The following is a 16,390-nucleotide window of genomic DNA, read 5'->3' as shown; positions in this document are numbered from 1 at the left end:
GTGTCCGACAGGGAACCGCCACGCCGCCGCGTGCCCGGCCCGGCCCGTCCTGTGCGCCCCGAGGCCAGGCGCCGGCCGAGCCCCGGTGCCCGCCCCGCACGCCGCCCGGTCCCGGCCCGCGGTGCCGCCCGGAGCACCATCCGTCTCGGCAGCCCCCGCCCCCGGCTGCGGATGATCGGACTCGCCCTGACCCTGGTGCTGGTCGCCTTCGCGGTACGGCTGCTCCAGGTGCAGGCCGTGGACGCGAGCACGTACGCCGCCAAGGCCGACCAGAACCGGTACGTCGGCCGTACCCTGGCCGCGGTACGCGGCAAGATCACGGACCGTAACGGCGTCGAGCTGGCGACCAGCGTCGACGCGTACGACATCACGGCCGACCCCACGATGTTCACGCCGAAGGCCGCCAAGCAGCCGGACGCCCCGGAGCAGGCCGCCGCGCTCCTCGCGCCGATTCTCGGACAGGACACCGCCGCCCTCACCCGGAAGCTCAAAACCCCGAACACCCGCTATGTCATGCTGGCGCAGCGCCGTACCCCCCAGGTCTGGAACCAGATCAAGGACCTGAAGAACACGCTCGCCGCCAAGACCGAGGCCGGTGCCGTCAGCGTCCTCGCCGGCGTCCTCGCCGTCCCCACCAGCAAGCGCGTCTACCCGAACGGCGACCTCGCCGCCGGGATACTGGGCTGGGTCAACTCCGAGGGCCAGGGCGGCGGCGGCATCGAGCAGCAGCTGAACAAGGAGCTGGCCGGCAAGGACGGCAAGATTCGCTACGCCCAGTCCGGTGGCCGTCTGGTGCCGACCGCGGGCTCCGCCGAGACGCCCGCCGTGGCCGGTTCCGACATCGAGCTGACCATCGACCGCGACATCCAGTGGGCCGCTCAGAACGCCATCACGCAGCAGGTGCAGAAGTCCGAGGCGGACCGCGGCTACGTGGTGGTGCAGGACTCACGCACCGGCCAGATCCTCGCCCTGGCGAACGCGCCCGGCTTCGACCCCAACGACCTCTCCAAGGCCAGTCCGGCGGCCCTGGGTAACGCGGCCCTCCAGGACGCGTACGAGCCGGGCTCCACCGCCAAGGTCATGTCGATGGCCGCCGTGCTGCAGGAGAACGTCGCCACCCCGATGACCCATGTCACCGTGCCCAACCGGCTGCACCGTGGCGACCGGCTCTTCCAGGACGACATGGACCACAAGACCTGGTACCTGACGCTCAACGGCGTCCTCGCCAGGTCCAGCAACATCGGCACCATCCTGGCGGCCGGACAGCTCGGCAAGACACAGGAGGAAGCCAACCGGTCCCTCTACTCGTACATGCGCAAGTTCGGCATCGGCGGCCCCACCGGACTCGGGTTCCCCGGCGAGACGAAGGGCATCCTCGCGCCGCCCGACAAGTGGTCCACGTCGCAGCAGTACACGATTCCTTTCGGCCAGGGCGTGTCGATCAGCGCGGTGCAGGCCGCCTCCGTCTACTCGACCATCGCCAACGGCGGCGTCCGTGTCGAACCCACCCTGGTGCGAGCCACGAAGGGCCCTGACGGACGCTTCGCGGCGGCGCCGAAGCCCGGGAAGACCAGGGTCGTCAGTGGGAAGACGGCGACGACGCTGTCCCAGATGCTGGAGTCCGTGGTGGACGACGAGCAGGGCACCGGCGTCAAGGCACGGATCCCCGGCTACCGGGTGGCGGGCAAGACGGGAACGGCGAACCGAGTGGATCCGGCCACCGGCAGGTACCGCGGTTACACCTCTTCCTTCGCCGGTTTCGCCCCCGCGGACAAGCCCCGCGTCACCGTCTACTGCGCGATCCAGAACGCCACCAAGGGCAACTACTTCGGCGGCCAGATCTGTGGCCCCATCTTCAAGCAGGTGATGGAGTTCGCCCTGAAGACCCTTCAGGTCCCGCCGACCGGGGCCCGGCCCGCGAACCTCCCCGTCGAGTTCACGCCATGATCAGCACTACTGGAACGACCGACCAGGAACCAGCTCGTGACAACGATCACCCCCGACCCCGGGAATCACGCCTCCTCCGTGCCCTCACTTCGCTCCGGCGGGGGTGTGCCCGGTACGCTCACCGCCGTGCCATACGCTGATCAGTCCCAAAACACCCAGAAGGGCGCTTCCGTGACATATCCGGGGCCGCCGCGACCGGCTCACGTCTCCGCCATTCCCCTTGCGGAGCTCGCTGATCAGTTGGGTGTCGCGAGGCCGGAGAGCCCGGACGGCGCGACCGAGGTCACGGGCATCACCCACGACTCGCGTGCCGTCCGCCCCGGCGACCTGTATGCCGCCCTGCCCGGCGCCCGCCTGCACGGCGCCGACTTCGTCACCCAGGCCACCAGCCTCGGTGCCGTCGCGGTGCTGACCGACCCGACCGGCGCCGAGCGCGCCGCCGCGAGCGGGCTGCCGGTCCTGGTCGTCGACGATCCGCGTGGCCGGATGGGCGAGCTGGCGGCCACGATCTACGGGCGTCCCGGTGACCACCTGCTCCAGATCGGCATCACCGGTACCTCCGGCAAGACCACGACCGCCTACCTCGTCGAGGGCGGCCTGCGGGCGACCCACGGCGGCGGCGCTGGGCCACGAGTGGGCCTGATCGGCACGGTCGAGACGCGCATCGGCGACGAGCGCATCAAGTCGGAGCGCACCACCCCCGAAGCCACCGACCTGCAGTCCCTCTTCGCCGTCATGCGTGAACGCGGGGTCGAGGCGGTCGCCATGGAAGTCTCCAGCCACGCGCTGGTCCTCGGCCGCGTCGACGGCTGCGTCTTCGACATCGCGGTCTTCACCAACCTCAGCCCGGAACACATGGAGTTCCACTCCGGCATGGAGGACTACTACCGGGCCAAGGCGCAGCTGTTCACACAGCGGCGCAGCCGGGCCGGCGTCGTCAACCACGACGACGAGTGGGGCCGCAGGCTCGTGGAGGAGGCCGAGGTCCCGGTCGTCACCTTCTCCGCCGAGGGCCACCCCGACGCCGACTGGCGTGCCGAGGACATCCAGATCGGCCCGCTGGACTCGACTTTCACCGCGGTCGGCCCCGAGGGACGGCGTATCGCCGCGAAGTCCCCCCTCCCCGGCCCCTTCAACGTGGCGAACACCCTCGCCGCCATCGTCGCCCTGGCCGAGGCCGGTCTCGACCCGCAGGCCGCCGCCGACGGCATCGCCGCGGTGCCGGGCGTTCCGGGCCGTCTGGAGCGTGTCGACGCCGGGCAGCCGTACCTCGCGGTCGTCGACTACGCCCACAAGACCGCCGCCGTCGAATCGGTACTGCGCGCTCTGCGCAAGGTCACCGAGGGCGAACTGCACATCGTGCTCGGCTGCGGCGGCGACCGGGACAAGAGCAAGCGTGCGCCGATGGGCGCCGCCGCGGCCCGGTTCGCCGACACTGCCGTGCTGACCTCCGACAACCCCCGCTCCGAGGACCCCCTCGCGATCCTCGCCACCATGCTCGAGGGCGCGGCGTCCGTACCCGTTCACGAACGCGGCGAGGTGCAGGTCTTCGAGGACCGGGCCGCCGCCATCGCCGCCGCCGTCGCCCGCGCGCGACCCGGCGACACCGTGCTGGTCGCGGGCAAGGGCCACGAGCAGGGCCAGGACATCGCCGGAGTGGTCCGCTCCTTCGACGACCGCCAAGTGCTTCGCGAAGCTATCCAGAAGAACCAGGGATGAACTTGTGATCGCCCTCTCTCTCGCCGAGATCGCAGCAGTCGTCGGCGGGCAGACGCATGACATACCGAATCCGTCCGTCCAAGTCACCGGACCTGTCGTGCGGGACTCCCGCGAGGCGGGGCCCGGAAGCCTTTTCGTCGCCTTCGTCGGCGAGCGCGTGGACGGACACGACTTCGCACACGCGGTCGTTCAGGCGGGCGCCGTCGCCGTCCTTGCGTCCCGCCCCGTCGGTGTGCCCGCGATCGTCGTGGACGACGTTCAGGCCGCCCTCGGCGCCCTGGCGCGCCACGTCGTCGGGCGGCTGGGAACGACCCTCGTCGCCCTCACCGGCTCCGCCGGCAAGACCAGCACCAAGGACCTCATCGCCCAGGTGCTCCGGCGCAAGGCGCCCACCGTGTTCACGCCCGGTTCGTTCAACAACGAGATCGGGCTGCCCCTCACCGCCCTCAGCGCCACCGAGGAGACGAGGTTCCTCATCCTGGAGATGGGCGCCCGCGGTATCGGCCACATCCGCTACCTCGCCGATCTGACGCCGCCGAAAATCGGTGTCGTGCTCAACATCGGGACCGCGCACATCGGCGAGTTCGGCGGCCGCGAGCAGATCGCCCAGGCGAAGGGCGAACTCGTCGAGAGCCTGCCCTCCTCGGACGCCGGCGGCGCCGCGATCCTCAACGCCGACGATCCACTGGTACGGGCCATGGCAGCCCGTACGAAGGCGAAGGTGATCCTTTTCGGAGAGTCCGACGAAGCGGACGTACGCGCCGAGAACGTGAGACTCACGGACAGCGGACAACCCGCCTTCAGGCTTCACACACCCTCCGGTGCAAGCGATGTGACCATGCGCCTGTACGGTGAGCACCACGTGTCGAACGCGCTCGCCGCGGCCGCCGTCGCCCATGAGCTGGGCATGCCCGCAGACGAGATCGCCGTCGCGCTCTCCGAGGCGGGCTCCCTCTCCCGTTGGCGGATGGAGGTCACCGAGCGCCCGGACGGCGTGACGGTCGTCAACGACGCCTACAACGCGAACCCCGAGTCCATGAGGGCCGCCCTGCGTGCGCTCGTCGCCATGGGCGAGGCCTCACGGGCAAAGGGAGGACGCACGTGGGCGGTGCTCGGCAAGATGGCCGAGCTCGGGGACGAGGCGCTCGCCGAGCACGACGCGGTCGGACGGCTTGCCGTCCGGCTCAACGTCAGCAAGCTCGTCGCGGTCGGGGGCAGGGAAGCGTCCTGGCTGCAGTTGGGCGCATATAACGAGGGTTCGTGGGGTGAGGAGTCGGTGCACGTGTCCGACGCACAGGCGGCGGTCGACCTGTTGCGCAGCGAGTTGCGCCCGGGAGACGTCGTACTCGTGAAGGCGTCCCGGTCGGTCGGTCTGGAGAGCGTGGCGCAGGCGCTGCTCGAGACCGGTGCCGAGGGTGAGGTTGCCGCCCGATGATGAAGCAGATCCTGTTCGCGGGCGTCATCGGCCTCTTCCTGACCCTGGTCGGCACTCCGCTGCTGATCAAGCTGCTGGCCCGCAAGGGCTACGGTCAGTACATCCGCGACGACGGCCCGCGCGAGCATCACAGCAAGCGCGGTACGCCGACCATGGGCGGCATCGCCTTCATCCTGGCCACGATCGCCGCGTACTTCCTGTCCAAGGTGATCACGGGCTATCCCCCGACCTTCTCCGGGCTGCTGGTGCTCGCGTTGATGGCGGGCATGGGACTCGTCGGCTTCCTCGACGACTACATCAAGATCGTCAAGCGCCGCTCGCTGGGCCTGCGGGCCAAGGCCAAGATGGCCGGACAGCTGATCGTCGGTATCGCCTTCGCGGTGCTGGCGCTGCAGTTCGCCGACAACCGCGGTAACACCCCGGCCTCCACCAAGCTCTCCTTCGTGCAGGACTTCGGCTGGACCATCGGCCCGGTGCTCTTCGTGATCTGGGCGCTGTTCATGATCCTCGCGATGTCGAACGGCGTGAACCTCACCGACGGTCTCGACGGCCTGGCCACGGGTGCCTCCGTGCTGGTCTTCGGCGCCTACACGTTCATCGGCGTCTGGCAGTTCCAGGAGTCCTGCGCCAACGCGATGACCCTGACCAACCCTTCGGCCTGTTACCAGGTGCGCGACCCGCTCGACCTCGCCATCGTCGCTTCGGCCCTGATGGGTGCCTGCCTGGGCTTCCTGTGGTGGAACACCTCGCCCGCCAAGGTCTTCATGGGTGACACCGGATCCCTCGCGCTGGGCGGTGCCCTCGCGGGCCTGGCGATCTGCTCCCGCACCGAGCTGCTGCTCGCGCTGCTGGGCGGTCTGTTCGTCCTGATCACCATGTCCGTCGTCATCCAGGTCGGCTCGTTCCGCCTCACCGGCAAGCGCGTCTTCCGGATGGCACCGCTCCAGCACCACTTCGAACTCAAGGGCTGGTCCGAGGTTCTCATCGTCGTCCGGTTCTGGATCATCCAGGGCATTTGCGTGGTCGTCGGACTGGGCATCTTCTACGCAGGATGGGCAGCGGAAAAGTGACCGACTGGCAGGGGAAGCACGTCACCGTCGCGGGGCTCGGCGTCTCGGGTGTCCCGGCGGCCAAGGCGCTGCACGGGCTCGGCGCGGTCGTGACCGTCGTCAACGACGGAGACGACGAGCGGGCCCGAGCGCAGGCCGCGGTGCTGGAGGCGCTCGGCATCACCGTCCGCCTCGGCGACGGGGCAACCCTGCCCGAAGGCACCGAGCTGATCGTCACCGCGCCCGGCTGGCGCCCGGACAAGCCGCTGTTCGCGGCCGCGGCCGAGGCGGGTGTCCCGGTCTGGGGCGACGTCGAGCTGGCCTGGCAGCTGCGCGGCCCGGACGCGGCCCCCTGGCTCGCGGTCACGGGCACCAACGGCAAGACCACGACCGTGCAGATGCTCGCCTCCATCCTCGAGGCGGCGGGCCTGCGCACGGCCGCCGTCGGCAACATCGGGGTCTCGCTCCTCGACGTCGTCCTCGGTGAGGAGCAGTACGACGTCCTGGCCGTGGAGCTGTCGAGCTACCAGCTCCACTGGGCGCCGTCGCTGCGCGCCCACTCCGCCGCCGTGCTCAACCTGGCGCCCGACCACCTCGACTGGCACGGCTCCATGGAGGCGTACGCCGCCGACAAGGGCCGTGTCTACGAGGGCAATCGGGTCGCCTGTGTGTACAACGTCGCGGACAAGGCGACCGAGGGCCTGGTGCGCGAGGCGGACGTCGAGGAGGGCTGCCGGGCGATCGGCTTCACGCTGGGCTCGCCCGCGCCCTCCCAACTGGGCGTCGTGGACGGCATCCTGGTGGACCGCGCCTTCGTCGAGGACCGGCAGAAGAACGCGCAGGAGCTGGCGGAGGTCTCCGACGTCCACCCGCCCGCCCCGCACAACATCGCCAACGCCCTTGCCGCGGCGGCCCTCGCGCGCGCCTTCGGGGTGCCCGCCAAGGCCGTACGGGACGGGCTGCGGGCCTTCACCCCGGACGCCCACCGCATCGCGCATGTGGCGGACCTGGACGGAGTGGCGTACGTCGACGACTCCAAGGCCACCAACACACACGCGGCACAAGCCTCGTTGGCGGCGTACGAGTCGATCGTGTGGATCGCGGGTGGGCTCGCCAAGGGGGCGACCTTCGACGAACTGGTCGCCACGTCGGCACAGCGGCTTCGGGGTGTGGTGCTCATCGGTGCCGACCGCGCGCTGATCCGCGAAGCCCTGGCGCGACACGCGCCAGAAGTACCCGTCGTCGACCTCGAACGGACCGACACTGGTGCGATGCGTGCGGCGGTGCGGCAGGCACGGGGGCTCGCTCGTCCGGGGGACACGGTGTTGCTGGCGCCGGCCTGTGCCTCCATGGATATGTTCGCGAACTACAACAAGCGTGGGGACGCGTTCGCGGAGGCCGTTCGTGAGCTCGGCTCCGCCGACGGCTGACCTGGACCCGCCCGGCCTGGCGACGGCCGGGCAAGTTTGGGAGGGGCGCGTGACTCGGATGTGGCTGGTACCCCGACAGGCAACGCCGCGCTGCGGGGCGTTCTTCCACGGCCTGGCGGGGTGAGTGTCGTGCCTGCCAACCGTTCCGCGCAGCGCGCGCCCAGGCGTCCCTCGGCCCGCCTCCCACGCGACAACCCCGTCGCCCGTCTCGTCAACCGTGCCCGGCGTACCTGGGACCGGCCCCTGACCGCCTACTACCTGATCCTCGGCGGCAGTCTGCTGATCACCGTGCTGGGTCTGGTGATGGTCTACTCGGCCTCGCAGGTCACCGCGCTGCAGTTGTCGCTGCCCGGGTCGTTCTTCTTCCGTAAGCAGTTCCTCGCGGCCTCCATCGGGGCCCTGCTGATGCTCGTGGCCTCGCGGATGCCCGTGAAGCTGCACCGGGCGCTGGCGTATCCGATGCTGGCGGGCTCCGTCTTCCTGATGGCCCTGGTGCAGGTTCCGGGGATAGGGATGGCGATCCACGGCAACCAGAACTGGATCTCACTCGGCGGCTCCTTCCAGATTCAGCCCAGCGAGTTCGGCAAGCTCGCGCTGGTGCTCTGGGGAGCCGACCTGATCGCGCGCAAACAGGAGAAGCGGCTTCTCACGCAGTGGAAACACATGCTGGTGCCGCTCGTGCCCGTGACGTTCATGCTGCTCGGGCTGATCATGCTGGGCGGCGACATGGGCACCGCGATCATCCTGACCGCGATCCTTTTCGGGCTGCTGTGGCTGGCGGGCGCGCCCACGCGGCTCTTCGTGGGTGTGCTGGCGGTCGCCGGCGCGATCGGTGTGTTCCTCATCAAGACCAGTCCGAACCGGATGGACCGGCTCGCCTGCATCGGTGCCACGGACCTCGGCTCCGACGGGACCTGCTGGCAGGCCGTGCACGGAATCTACGCCCTGGCGTCCGGCGGATTCTTCGGTTCCGGCCTGGGTGCCAGTATGGAAAAATGGGGTCAACTCCCCGAGGCACACACCGACTTCATCTTCGCCGTCACTGGTGAGGAGCTGGGCCTCGTGGGGACGTTGTCGGTGCTCGCCCTCTTCGCGGCTCTAGGCTATGCGGGTATCCGCGTGGCCGGACGCACGAAGGACCCCTTCGTGAGGTATGCCGCGGGAGGCGTGACGACCTGGATCATCGCTCAGACGGTGATCAACATCGGTGCGGTGCTCGGCCTGTTGCCGATCGCCGGAGTTCCCCTCCCGCTGTTCTCCTACGGGGGTTCCGCCCTGCTGCCGACCATGTTCGCCATCGGGCTGCTGATCGCCTTCGCGCGTGACGAGCCCGGTGCGCGGGCGGCGCTTGCGAGGCGGCAACCCCGCTTTGGTAGAAAGCGGGCGGGAGGCGCCGTACTCAAACGGGGGCCTCGGAGATGGAACACGATGCGACGGCGTGCCTCGGTGGCGCGCTCGTCCGGAGAGCGGTGAATTTCGGTGCATGTCGTACTCGCTGGTGGGGGGACCGCCGGCCACATCGAGCCCGCGCTCGCCCTCGCGGACGCCCTGCGCAGGCAGGATCCGACGGTGGGGATCACGGCCCTGGGCACGGAGCGTGGCCTGGAGACCCGGCTCGTACCCGAGCGGGGCTACGAACTCGCGCTGATCCCGGCCGTCCCCCTGCCGCGCAAGCCGACCCCCGAGCTGATCACGGTCCCCGGGCGGCTGCGCGGAACGATCAAGGCGGCCGAGCAGATCCTGGAGCGCACCAAGGCGGACGCCGTCGTCGGCTTCGGCGGCTACGTCGCCCTGCCCGGCTACCTGGCGGCCAAGCGCCTCGGCGTCCCGATCGTCATCCACGAGGCCAATGCCCGCCCCGGCCTGGCGAACAAGATCGGCTCGCGGTACGCGGCCCAGGTCGCCGTCTCCACCCCGGACAGCAAGCTGCGCGGCGCCCGCTACATCGGTATCCCGCTGCGTCGCTCCATCGCCACCCTGGACCGCGCCGCCGTGCGCCCGGAGGCACGCGCCGCGTTCGGGCTCGACCCGAACCTGCCGACACTGCTGGTCTCCGGCGGCTCGCAGGGCGCCCGGCGGCTCAACGAGGTGGTTCAGCGGGTCGCCCCCTACCTCCAGCAGTCCGGGATCCAGATCCTGCACGTGGTCGGCCCGAAGAACGAACTGCCGCAGGTGCAGCAGATGCCGGGAATGCCACCCTATATCCCGGTACCGTACGTGGATCGGATGGACCTCGCGTACGCCGCGGCCGACATGATGCTCTGCCGCGCGGGTGCGATGACCGTCGCCGAACTCTCCGCCGTCGGACTCCCGGCCGCCTACGTCCCGCTGCCCATCGGCAACGGCGAACAGCGGCTGAACGCCCAGCCGGTCGTGAAGGCCGGCGGTGGACTGCTGGTCGACGACGCGGAACTGACGCCCGAGTGGGTTCAGCAGAACGTCCTGCCCGTGCTCGCCGATCCGCACCGGCTGTACCAGATGTCCCGTGCCGCCAGCGAGTTCGGCCGCCGGGACGCCGACGACCTGCTCGTCGGCATGGTGTACGAGGCGATCGCCTCGCGCCACCGCTAGGGACGCATGAGGGAAGGCAGGGAGCGTGGCCGGACCGACGACCGCCGAGCGCGGCGAACGGCAGAAACAGAAGTCCGGCCCGTCCCGGCCGCCCCGTCCCGGGCGATTGCCCCGTCGTCGTATGCTCATCATCCTTTTGCTGGCAGTGGCGTTGGTGGGTGGCGGCTCCATCTGGCTGCTGTACGGCTCACCGTGGCTGCGCGTGGAGCGCGTGTCGGTCTCGGGGACGGGTGTTCTGACCAAGACGCAGGTCCGCGAGGCGGCCGGTGTGTCGATCGGATCGCCGTTGATGTCCCTCGACACCGATGCGATCGAGGCGCGGTTGCGCCGGAAGTTGCCCCGAATCGACTCGGTTGACGTGGACCGCTCCTGGCCTCACGGGATCAGGCTGAAAGTGACCGAGCGGACCCCGGTGCTGATCGTCGCAAGCGGTGGCAGGTTCACCGAAGTGGACCGCGAGGGCGTGCGGTTCGCCACGGTTTCGCACCCTCCCAAGGGTGTTCCCGCACTGGAATGGGCACTGCCCCGCTCGGGCGGCCCGCGCCGCTTCGGCACCGACCGGCTGACCCGCGAGGCAGTCCTCGTGGCGCAGGCCGTTCCGGCCGCCGTGGCGCGGGACACCCGGGCCGTCAAGGTCCGTTCGTACGACTCCATCTCGCTGGAGTTGAGCGGCGGACGGACCGTCATGTGGGGAAGCGGTGAAAAGGGTCGGGCCAAGGCGGTCACGCTGACAGCGCTGATGAAAGCGGCTCCTGACGCCCGGCACTTCGACGTCAGCGTCCCCACATCCCCTGCGTCATCAGGGAGTTGACGTGCATCCGTGCAGGCCAGCACCCTGGTTGGGCACCGCTACGGCTGATCACATAGGGTGAAAAGAAAAACGGGAGGTTCGGCGTGTTCGTTGAACGTGCGCCACTTGTCGACTTAGTGTCCTGTCCGGAAGAGTCCAGAGAACAGGCACACTGGTAACCCTAAACTTCAGCGTTAGGGTTCGGGTCGGCGTTCGGACCGTCCCATTCGGCATCCGCCGTCGGACCACGGGGGCACCCGGGGGACGACGGCAACGTAATTCGAGGCGAGAGGCCTTCGACGTGGCAGCACCGCAGAACTACCTCGCAGTCATCAAGGTCATCGGTGTCGGCGGCGGTGGTGTCAATGCCATCAACCGGATGATCGAGGTCGGTCTCAAGGGCGTCGAGTTCATCGCCATCAACACCGACGCGCAAGCTCTGTTGATGAGCGACGCCGACGTCAAGCTCGACGTCGGCCGCGAACTCACCCGTGGTCTCGGCGCCGGTGCCAACCCGGCCGTCGGCCGCAAGGCCGCCGAGGACCACCGCGAGGAGATCGAGGAGGTCCTCAAGGGGGCCGACATGGTCTTCGTCACGGCTGGTGAAGGCGGTGGCACCGGCACCGGCGGCGCGCCCGTCGTGGCCAACATCGCCCGCTCGCTGGGCGCCCTCACGATCGGCGTGGTCACCCGCCCGTTCACCTTCGAGGGGCGGCGCCGCGCGAACCAGGCCGAGGACGGCATCGCCGAGCTCCGGGAAGAGGTCGACACCCTCATCGTCATCCCGAACGACCGGCTGCTGTCGATCTCGGACCGTCAGGTCTCCGTCCTCGACGCCTTCAAGTCGGCCGACCAGGTCCTGCTCTCCGGTGTTCAGGGCATCACGGACCTCATCACCACCCCTGGCCTGATCAACCTCGACTTCGCCGATGTGAAGTCCGTGATGTCCGAGGCCGGTTCGGCCCTCATGGGCATCGGCTCGGCCCGCGGCGACGACCGCGCGGTGGCCGCCGCCGAGATGGCGATCTCCTCGCCGCTGCTGGAAGCGTCCATCGACGGCGCCCGTGGCGTGCTCCTGTCCATCTCCGGTGGCTCCGATCTCGGCCTGTTCGAGATCAACGAGGCCGCCCAGCTTGTCAGCGAGGCCGCGCACCCCGAGGCCAACATCATCTTCGGCGCGGTGATCGACGACGCCCTCGGCGACGAGGTACGGGTCACCGTGATCGCCGCCGGCTTCGACGGCGGCCAGCCCCCGGCCAAGCGGGACAACGTCCTCGGGTCGTCCTCGGCCAAGCGCGAGGAGCCGGTCCGGCCCACGGAGAGCCGTTCGAGCTTCGGCTCGCTCGGCAGCGTCACGCCGAAGGAAGCGCCGGAGCCCGCCCCGGAGCCGGTGAGCGAGATCCCGGTCACCCCGCCGCCGATCCCGCAGTCACGGACCTACTCGGACAGCGCCGCCGAGGAGCTGGACGTCCCGGACTTTCTCAAGTGATAGGACAGCGCGACACCGTGAGCGGCGCGCACTTCGCCTTCACCGACCGGTGGGGTGGGGTGAGCGCCGCTCCGTACGAAGAGCTCAATCTCGGCGGAGCGGTCGGCGACGACCCCGAGGCCGTCCGCACCAACCGCGAACTGGCCGCCAAGTCGCTGGGGCTCGACCCGGCCGGGGTGGTCTGGATGAACCAGGTGCACGGGCCGGACGTGGTGGTGGTGGACGCCCCCTGGGGTGAGGAGCCGGTGCCCGAGGTGGACGCGGTGGTCACCGCACAGAGTGGACTGGCTCTCGCCGTGCTCACCGCCGACTGCACGCCCGTCCTGCTTGCCGACCCCGTCGCCGGGATCGCGGCCGCCGCGCACGCGGGTCGGCCCGGCATGGTCGCCGGAGTCGTCCCCGCCGCCGTACGCGCGATGATGGAACTGGGTGCCGATCCGTCCCGGATCGTCGCCCGCACGGGACCCGCCGTCTGCGGCCGGTGCTACGAGGTGCCGGAGGCGATGCGCGCCGAGGTGTCCGCCGTCGAGCCGGCGGCGCACGCCGAGACGGGCTGGGGCACTCCCGCGGTCGATGTGACCGCCGGTGTGCACGCACAGCTCGAACGACTCGGGGTGTGCGACCGGGCACAGTCGCCGGTGTGCACACTCGAATCGGGCGACCACTTCTCGTACCGCCGCGACCGGACCACAGGGCGGCTCGCTGGCTATGTCTGGCTGGACTGATGGGGCATGACGGACCGTAAGACTCAACTCGCCGCGAATCTGGCGCAGGTGGAGGACCGCATCGCGGCCGCGTGCCTGGCCGCCGGGCGGAAGCGGGAAGAGGTGACGCTGATCGTGGTCACCAAGACCTATCCCGCCAGTGATGTGCGAATCCTCTCGGAACTCGGTGTGCGTCATGTCGCCGAGAACCGCGACCAGGACGCGGCGCCCAAGGCGGCCGCGTGTTCGGATCTGCCGCTCACCTGGCACTTCGTCGGTCAGTTGCAGACCAACAAGGTGCGATCCGTGGTCGGTTATGCCGGTCTCGTGCAGTCCGTCGATCGTGCGCGGCTTGTGACGGCACTGTCGACGGAAGCCGTGCGGGCCGGGCGCGAGGTGGGTTGCCTCATCCAGGTCGCACTTGACGCGGGGGCGAGTGGACGAGGAGAGCGCGGAGGTGTGGCACCCGCGGGAATCGGCGAGTTGGGCGACCTCGTCGCGAACGCTCCTGGGTTGCGGCTGGATGGTCTGATGACCGTAGCGCCGCTCATAGGAGAGTATGCGGGGCGTCAACAGATGGCGTTTGAGCGGCTGATGGATTTGTCGACTGACCTGCGCCGAGCCCATCCGGCTGCAACCATGGTGTCGGCAGGGATGAGTGCGGACCTCGAGCAGGCCGTGGCCGCCGGGGCGACACATGTGCGCGTCGGTACTGCGGTACTCGGAGTCCGCCCCAGGCTCGGGTAACGTCGCCAAGAAGTCGGACCACAGCAGAAAATATGGTCATTACCGCCGATCGGCGGTCATAACGACCTCGTGGATGGCGGGCACTTGGCAGTCGTCAGCCGATCCACCACAGAGCGGAGGACTCAGAGCATGGCCGGCGCGATGCGCAAGATGGCGGTCTACCTCGGCCTCGTGGAGGACGATGGGTACGACGGCAGGGGATTCGACCCCGACGACGACTTCGAGCCCGAACTCGACCCGGAGCCAGAGCGGGACCGCCGGCGGCATGAGCCGTCGCACCAGTCGCACCAGGTGATTCAGTCCCAACGGGACGAATCGGTACGCGTCGTTCAGCCGCCGGCGCAGCGCGATCCGGTGTCCCATTCCGCTTCGCTACCCGCGGAATCGGGGCGTCCGGCTCGCATCGCGCCCGTGGCATCCATCACACAAGAACGCCAGAGTCTGGAGAAGAGTGCCCCGGTGATCATGCCCAAGGTCGTGTCCGAGAGAGAGCCCTACCGGATCACCACGCTCCACCCCCGGACCTACAACGAGGCCCGTACCATCGGGGAACACTTCCGTGAGGGCACTCCGGTGATCATGAATCTGACCGAGATGGATGACACGGACGCGAAGCGACTTGTCGACTTTGCGGCCGGCTTGGTGTTTGGTCTTCACGGAAGCATCGAGCGGGTGACGCAGAAGGTGTTCCTGTTGTCGCCTGCTAACGTCGATGTCACGGCGGAGGACAAGGCCCGTATCGCAGAGGGCGGGTTCTTCAACCAGAGCTGAGACGCACAATCGGAAAGCCGCACGGGAAACAGGGGAGAGGGAAGCACGGATCATGGGCGTGTTCCTTGAGGTCGTCTACATCGCGCTGATGTGCTTCCTCGTCGTGCTGATTTTCCGGTTGGTCATGGACTACGTCTTCCAGTTCGCCCGTTCATGGCAACCAGGCAAGGCGATGGTGGTCGTTCTGGAGGCCACCTACACTGTCACGGATCCACCGCTGAAGCTTCTGCGGCGGTTCATCCCGCCGCTGCGTCTCGGAGGCGTGGCGCTCGACCTGTCCTTCTTCGTACTGATGATCATCGTCTACATCCTGATCTCCATCGTGGGCAACTTCGCGAGGTGACTGTGGACGATACGGTCTTGCCGACTGCCGATGACTACGTTGAGGTGAAGAGATGCCGTTGACCCCCGAGGACGTGCGGAACAAGCAGTTCACGACCGTCCGCCTCCGAGAAGGCTATGACGAGGACGAGGTCGATGCCTTCCTCGACGAGGTCGAAGCCGAACTGACCCGGCTGCTCCGGGAGAACGAGGATCTGCGCGCCAAGCTGGCCGCCGCCACGCGTGCCGCCGCGCAGAACCAGCAGAACATGCGCAAGCCGCCGGAGGGCCAGGACCAGCCGCCGCAGGGTATGCGAGGTCCGGGGGCCCCGGTGCCCGCCGGGATATCGGGCCCGCCGCAGCAGCAGATGGGTGGCCCCATGGGTGGCCCGCCCCAGCTGCCGAGCGGTGCCCCGCAGCTGCCTGCCGGCCCCGGAGGCGGTCAGGGTGGTCCCCAGGGACCCGGCCCGATGGGTCAGGGACCAATGGGTCAGGGACCAATGGGTCAGGGGCCGATGGGGCAGGGGCCGATGGGTGGCCAGCCCCCGATGCAGCAGCAGATGGGTGCCCCCATGGGCGGCCCGATGGGCGGCGGCCCCATGGGCGGTCCCGGGATGCCTGGCCAGGGTCCCGGTGGCGACAGTGCCGCGCGTGTTCTCTCGCTGGCCCAGCAGACCGCCGACCAGGCGATCGCCGAGGCTCGCTCCGAGGCCAACAAGATCGTCGGCGAGGCTCGCAGCCGTGCCGAGGGTCTGGAGCGCGACGCCCGGGCCAAGGCTGACGCCCTGGAGCGGGACGCGCAGGAGAAGCACCGCGTCGCCATGGGCTCCCTGGAGTCCGCTCGCGCCACGCTGGAGCGCAAGGTCGAGGACCTGCGCGGCTTCGAGCGCGAGTACCGCACGCGCCTGAAGTCGTACCTGGAGTCGCAGCTGCGCCAGCTGGAGACCCAGGCCGACGACTCGCTGGCCCCGCCGCGCACCCCGGCCGCGGCCTCCCTGCCGTCGCCGTCGGCGCCGTCGATGGCCCCGGCGGGCGCGAGTGGCCCGTCGTACGGGGGCAACCAGTCGATGGGCGGTTCCCCGTCCCCCGCTGCTCCGTCCTTCGGTGGCCAGCAGCAGATGTCGCCGGCGATGACCCAGCCGATGGCGCCGGTGCGCCCGCAGGGCCCGTCGCCGATGGGCCAGGCCCCCTCGCCGATGCGTGGGTTCCTCATCGATGAGGACGACAACTGACGGTCATGCACAGGCCGTAGATATCGGCAGCGTTCAGGGCGGGGCCCCGGATTTTCGATCCGGGGCCCCGCCCTTGTGCCGATGCCCCGGGCCGGTGCTGTGTGTGTTCGGGCGGGGGAGCGGTTGTGCGTGCGTACGCAACGCCGAAGGCCCGGGCCCGCCAAGGAATTTGGCGGGCCCGAGCC

The 16,390-nt window shown here is 69.5% G+C and carries 14 protein-coding genes; all 14 read left to right on the top strand.

Annotated features, from left to right (window positions below; translation table 11 throughout):
- The 14 genes from ACWDEX_RS03235 to ACWDEX_RS03170 all read left to right on the top strand — a co-directional run bounded on the left by ACWDEX_RS03235 (position 1) and on the right by ACWDEX_RS03170 (position 16,205).
- A complete protein-coding gene (locus ACWDEX_RS03235) occupies positions 1 to 1,947 on the top strand; it encodes a peptidoglycan D,D-transpeptidase FtsI family protein (RefSeq protein ID WP_450461424.1) in 1,947 nt (648 codons plus the stop codon).
- 36 nt (positions 1,948 to 1,983) lie between these two features.
- Positions 1,984 to 3,666, top strand: coding sequence for a UDP-N-acetylmuramoyl-L-alanyl-D-glutamate--2,6-diaminopimelate ligase (locus tag ACWDEX_RS03230; protein WP_450461423.1), 1,683 nt, complete (start codon positions 1,984 to 1,986; stop codon positions 3,664 to 3,666).
- Between the two features lie 4 nt (positions 3,667 to 3,670).
- On the top strand, positions 3,671 to 5,101 hold the full coding sequence (locus tag ACWDEX_RS03225) for a UDP-N-acetylmuramoyl-tripeptide--D-alanyl-D-alanine ligase (RefSeq protein ID WP_450461422.1): 1,431 nt from the start codon (positions 3,671 to 3,673) through the stop codon (positions 5,099 to 5,101).
- Positions 5,098 to 6,171 (top strand): phospho-N-acetylmuramoyl-pentapeptide-transferase, encoded by a 1,074-nt coding sequence (gene mraY, locus ACWDEX_RS03220; protein WP_450461421.1) that lies wholly within the window; start codon positions 5,098 to 5,100, stop codon positions 6,169 to 6,171. The genes ACWDEX_RS03225 and mraY overlap by 4 nt, the downstream gene beginning before the upstream one ends.
- Entirely contained in the window at positions 6,153 to 7,580 is a 1,428-nt protein-coding gene (gene murD, locus ACWDEX_RS03215) for a UDP-N-acetylmuramoyl-L-alanine--D-glutamate ligase (RefSeq protein WP_450461420.1), read from the top strand. The genes mraY and murD overlap by 19 nt, the downstream gene beginning before the upstream one ends.
- A 120-nt stretch (positions 7,581 to 7,700) precedes the next feature.
- Positions 7,701 to 9,053 (top strand): putative lipid II flippase FtsW, encoded by a 1,353-nt coding sequence (gene ftsW, locus ACWDEX_RS03210; RefSeq protein WP_450461419.1) that lies wholly within the window; start codon positions 7,701 to 7,703, stop codon positions 9,051 to 9,053.
- Positions 9,054 to 9,059: 6 nt separating this feature from the next.
- Positions 9,060 to 10,151, top strand: coding sequence for an undecaprenyldiphospho-muramoylpentapeptide beta-N-acetylglucosaminyltransferase (gene murG, locus ACWDEX_RS03205; RefSeq protein WP_450461418.1), 1,092 nt, complete (start codon positions 9,060 to 9,062; stop codon positions 10,149 to 10,151).
- A gap of 25 nt (positions 10,152 to 10,176) precedes the next feature.
- Positions 10,177 to 10,962, top strand: coding sequence for a cell division protein FtsQ/DivIB (locus ACWDEX_RS03200; protein WP_450461417.1), 786 nt, complete (start codon positions 10,177 to 10,179; stop codon positions 10,960 to 10,962).
- A 280-nt stretch (positions 10,963 to 11,242) separates the two neighbouring features.
- Positions 11,243 to 12,430, top strand: a complete 1,188-nt coding sequence (ftsZ, locus tag ACWDEX_RS03195) for a cell division protein FtsZ (RefSeq protein ID WP_450461416.1) — start codon at positions 11,243 to 11,245, stop codon at positions 12,428 to 12,430.
- Positions 12,427 to 13,155 (top strand): peptidoglycan editing factor PgeF, encoded by a 729-nt coding sequence (gene pgeF / locus ACWDEX_RS03190; RefSeq protein ID WP_450461415.1) that lies wholly within the window; start codon positions 12,427 to 12,429, stop codon positions 13,153 to 13,155. The genes ftsZ and pgeF overlap by 4 nt, the downstream gene beginning before the upstream one ends.
- Before the next feature lie 6 nt (positions 13,156 to 13,161).
- Positions 13,162 to 13,881 (top strand): YggS family pyridoxal phosphate-dependent enzyme, encoded by a 720-nt coding sequence (locus ACWDEX_RS03185; protein ID WP_450461414.1) that lies wholly within the window; start codon positions 13,162 to 13,164, stop codon positions 13,879 to 13,881.
- 129 nt (positions 13,882 to 14,010) lie between these two features.
- A complete protein-coding gene (locus tag ACWDEX_RS03180) occupies positions 14,011 to 14,652 on the top strand; it encodes a cell division protein SepF (RefSeq protein WP_450461413.1) in 642 nt (213 codons plus the stop codon).
- A gap of 52 nt (positions 14,653 to 14,704) precedes the next feature.
- Complete coding sequence (locus tag ACWDEX_RS03175) at positions 14,705 to 14,995, top strand: YggT family protein (protein ID WP_450461412.1); 291 nt, start codon at positions 14,705 to 14,707, stop codon at positions 14,993 to 14,995.
- Positions 14,996 to 15,047: 52 nt separating this feature from the next.
- Complete coding sequence (locus ACWDEX_RS03170; RefSeq protein WP_450461411.1) at positions 15,048 to 16,205, top strand: DivIVA domain-containing protein; 1,158 nt, start codon at positions 15,048 to 15,050, stop codon at positions 16,203 to 16,205.
- Positions 16,206 to 16,390 lie beyond the last annotated feature (185 nt).

This window comes from Streptomyces sp. NPDC001020 (assembly GCF_053599115.1).
Note: the sequence above shows the minus strand (reverse complement) of the source record. Positions and strands in the feature narration are given on the sequence as shown.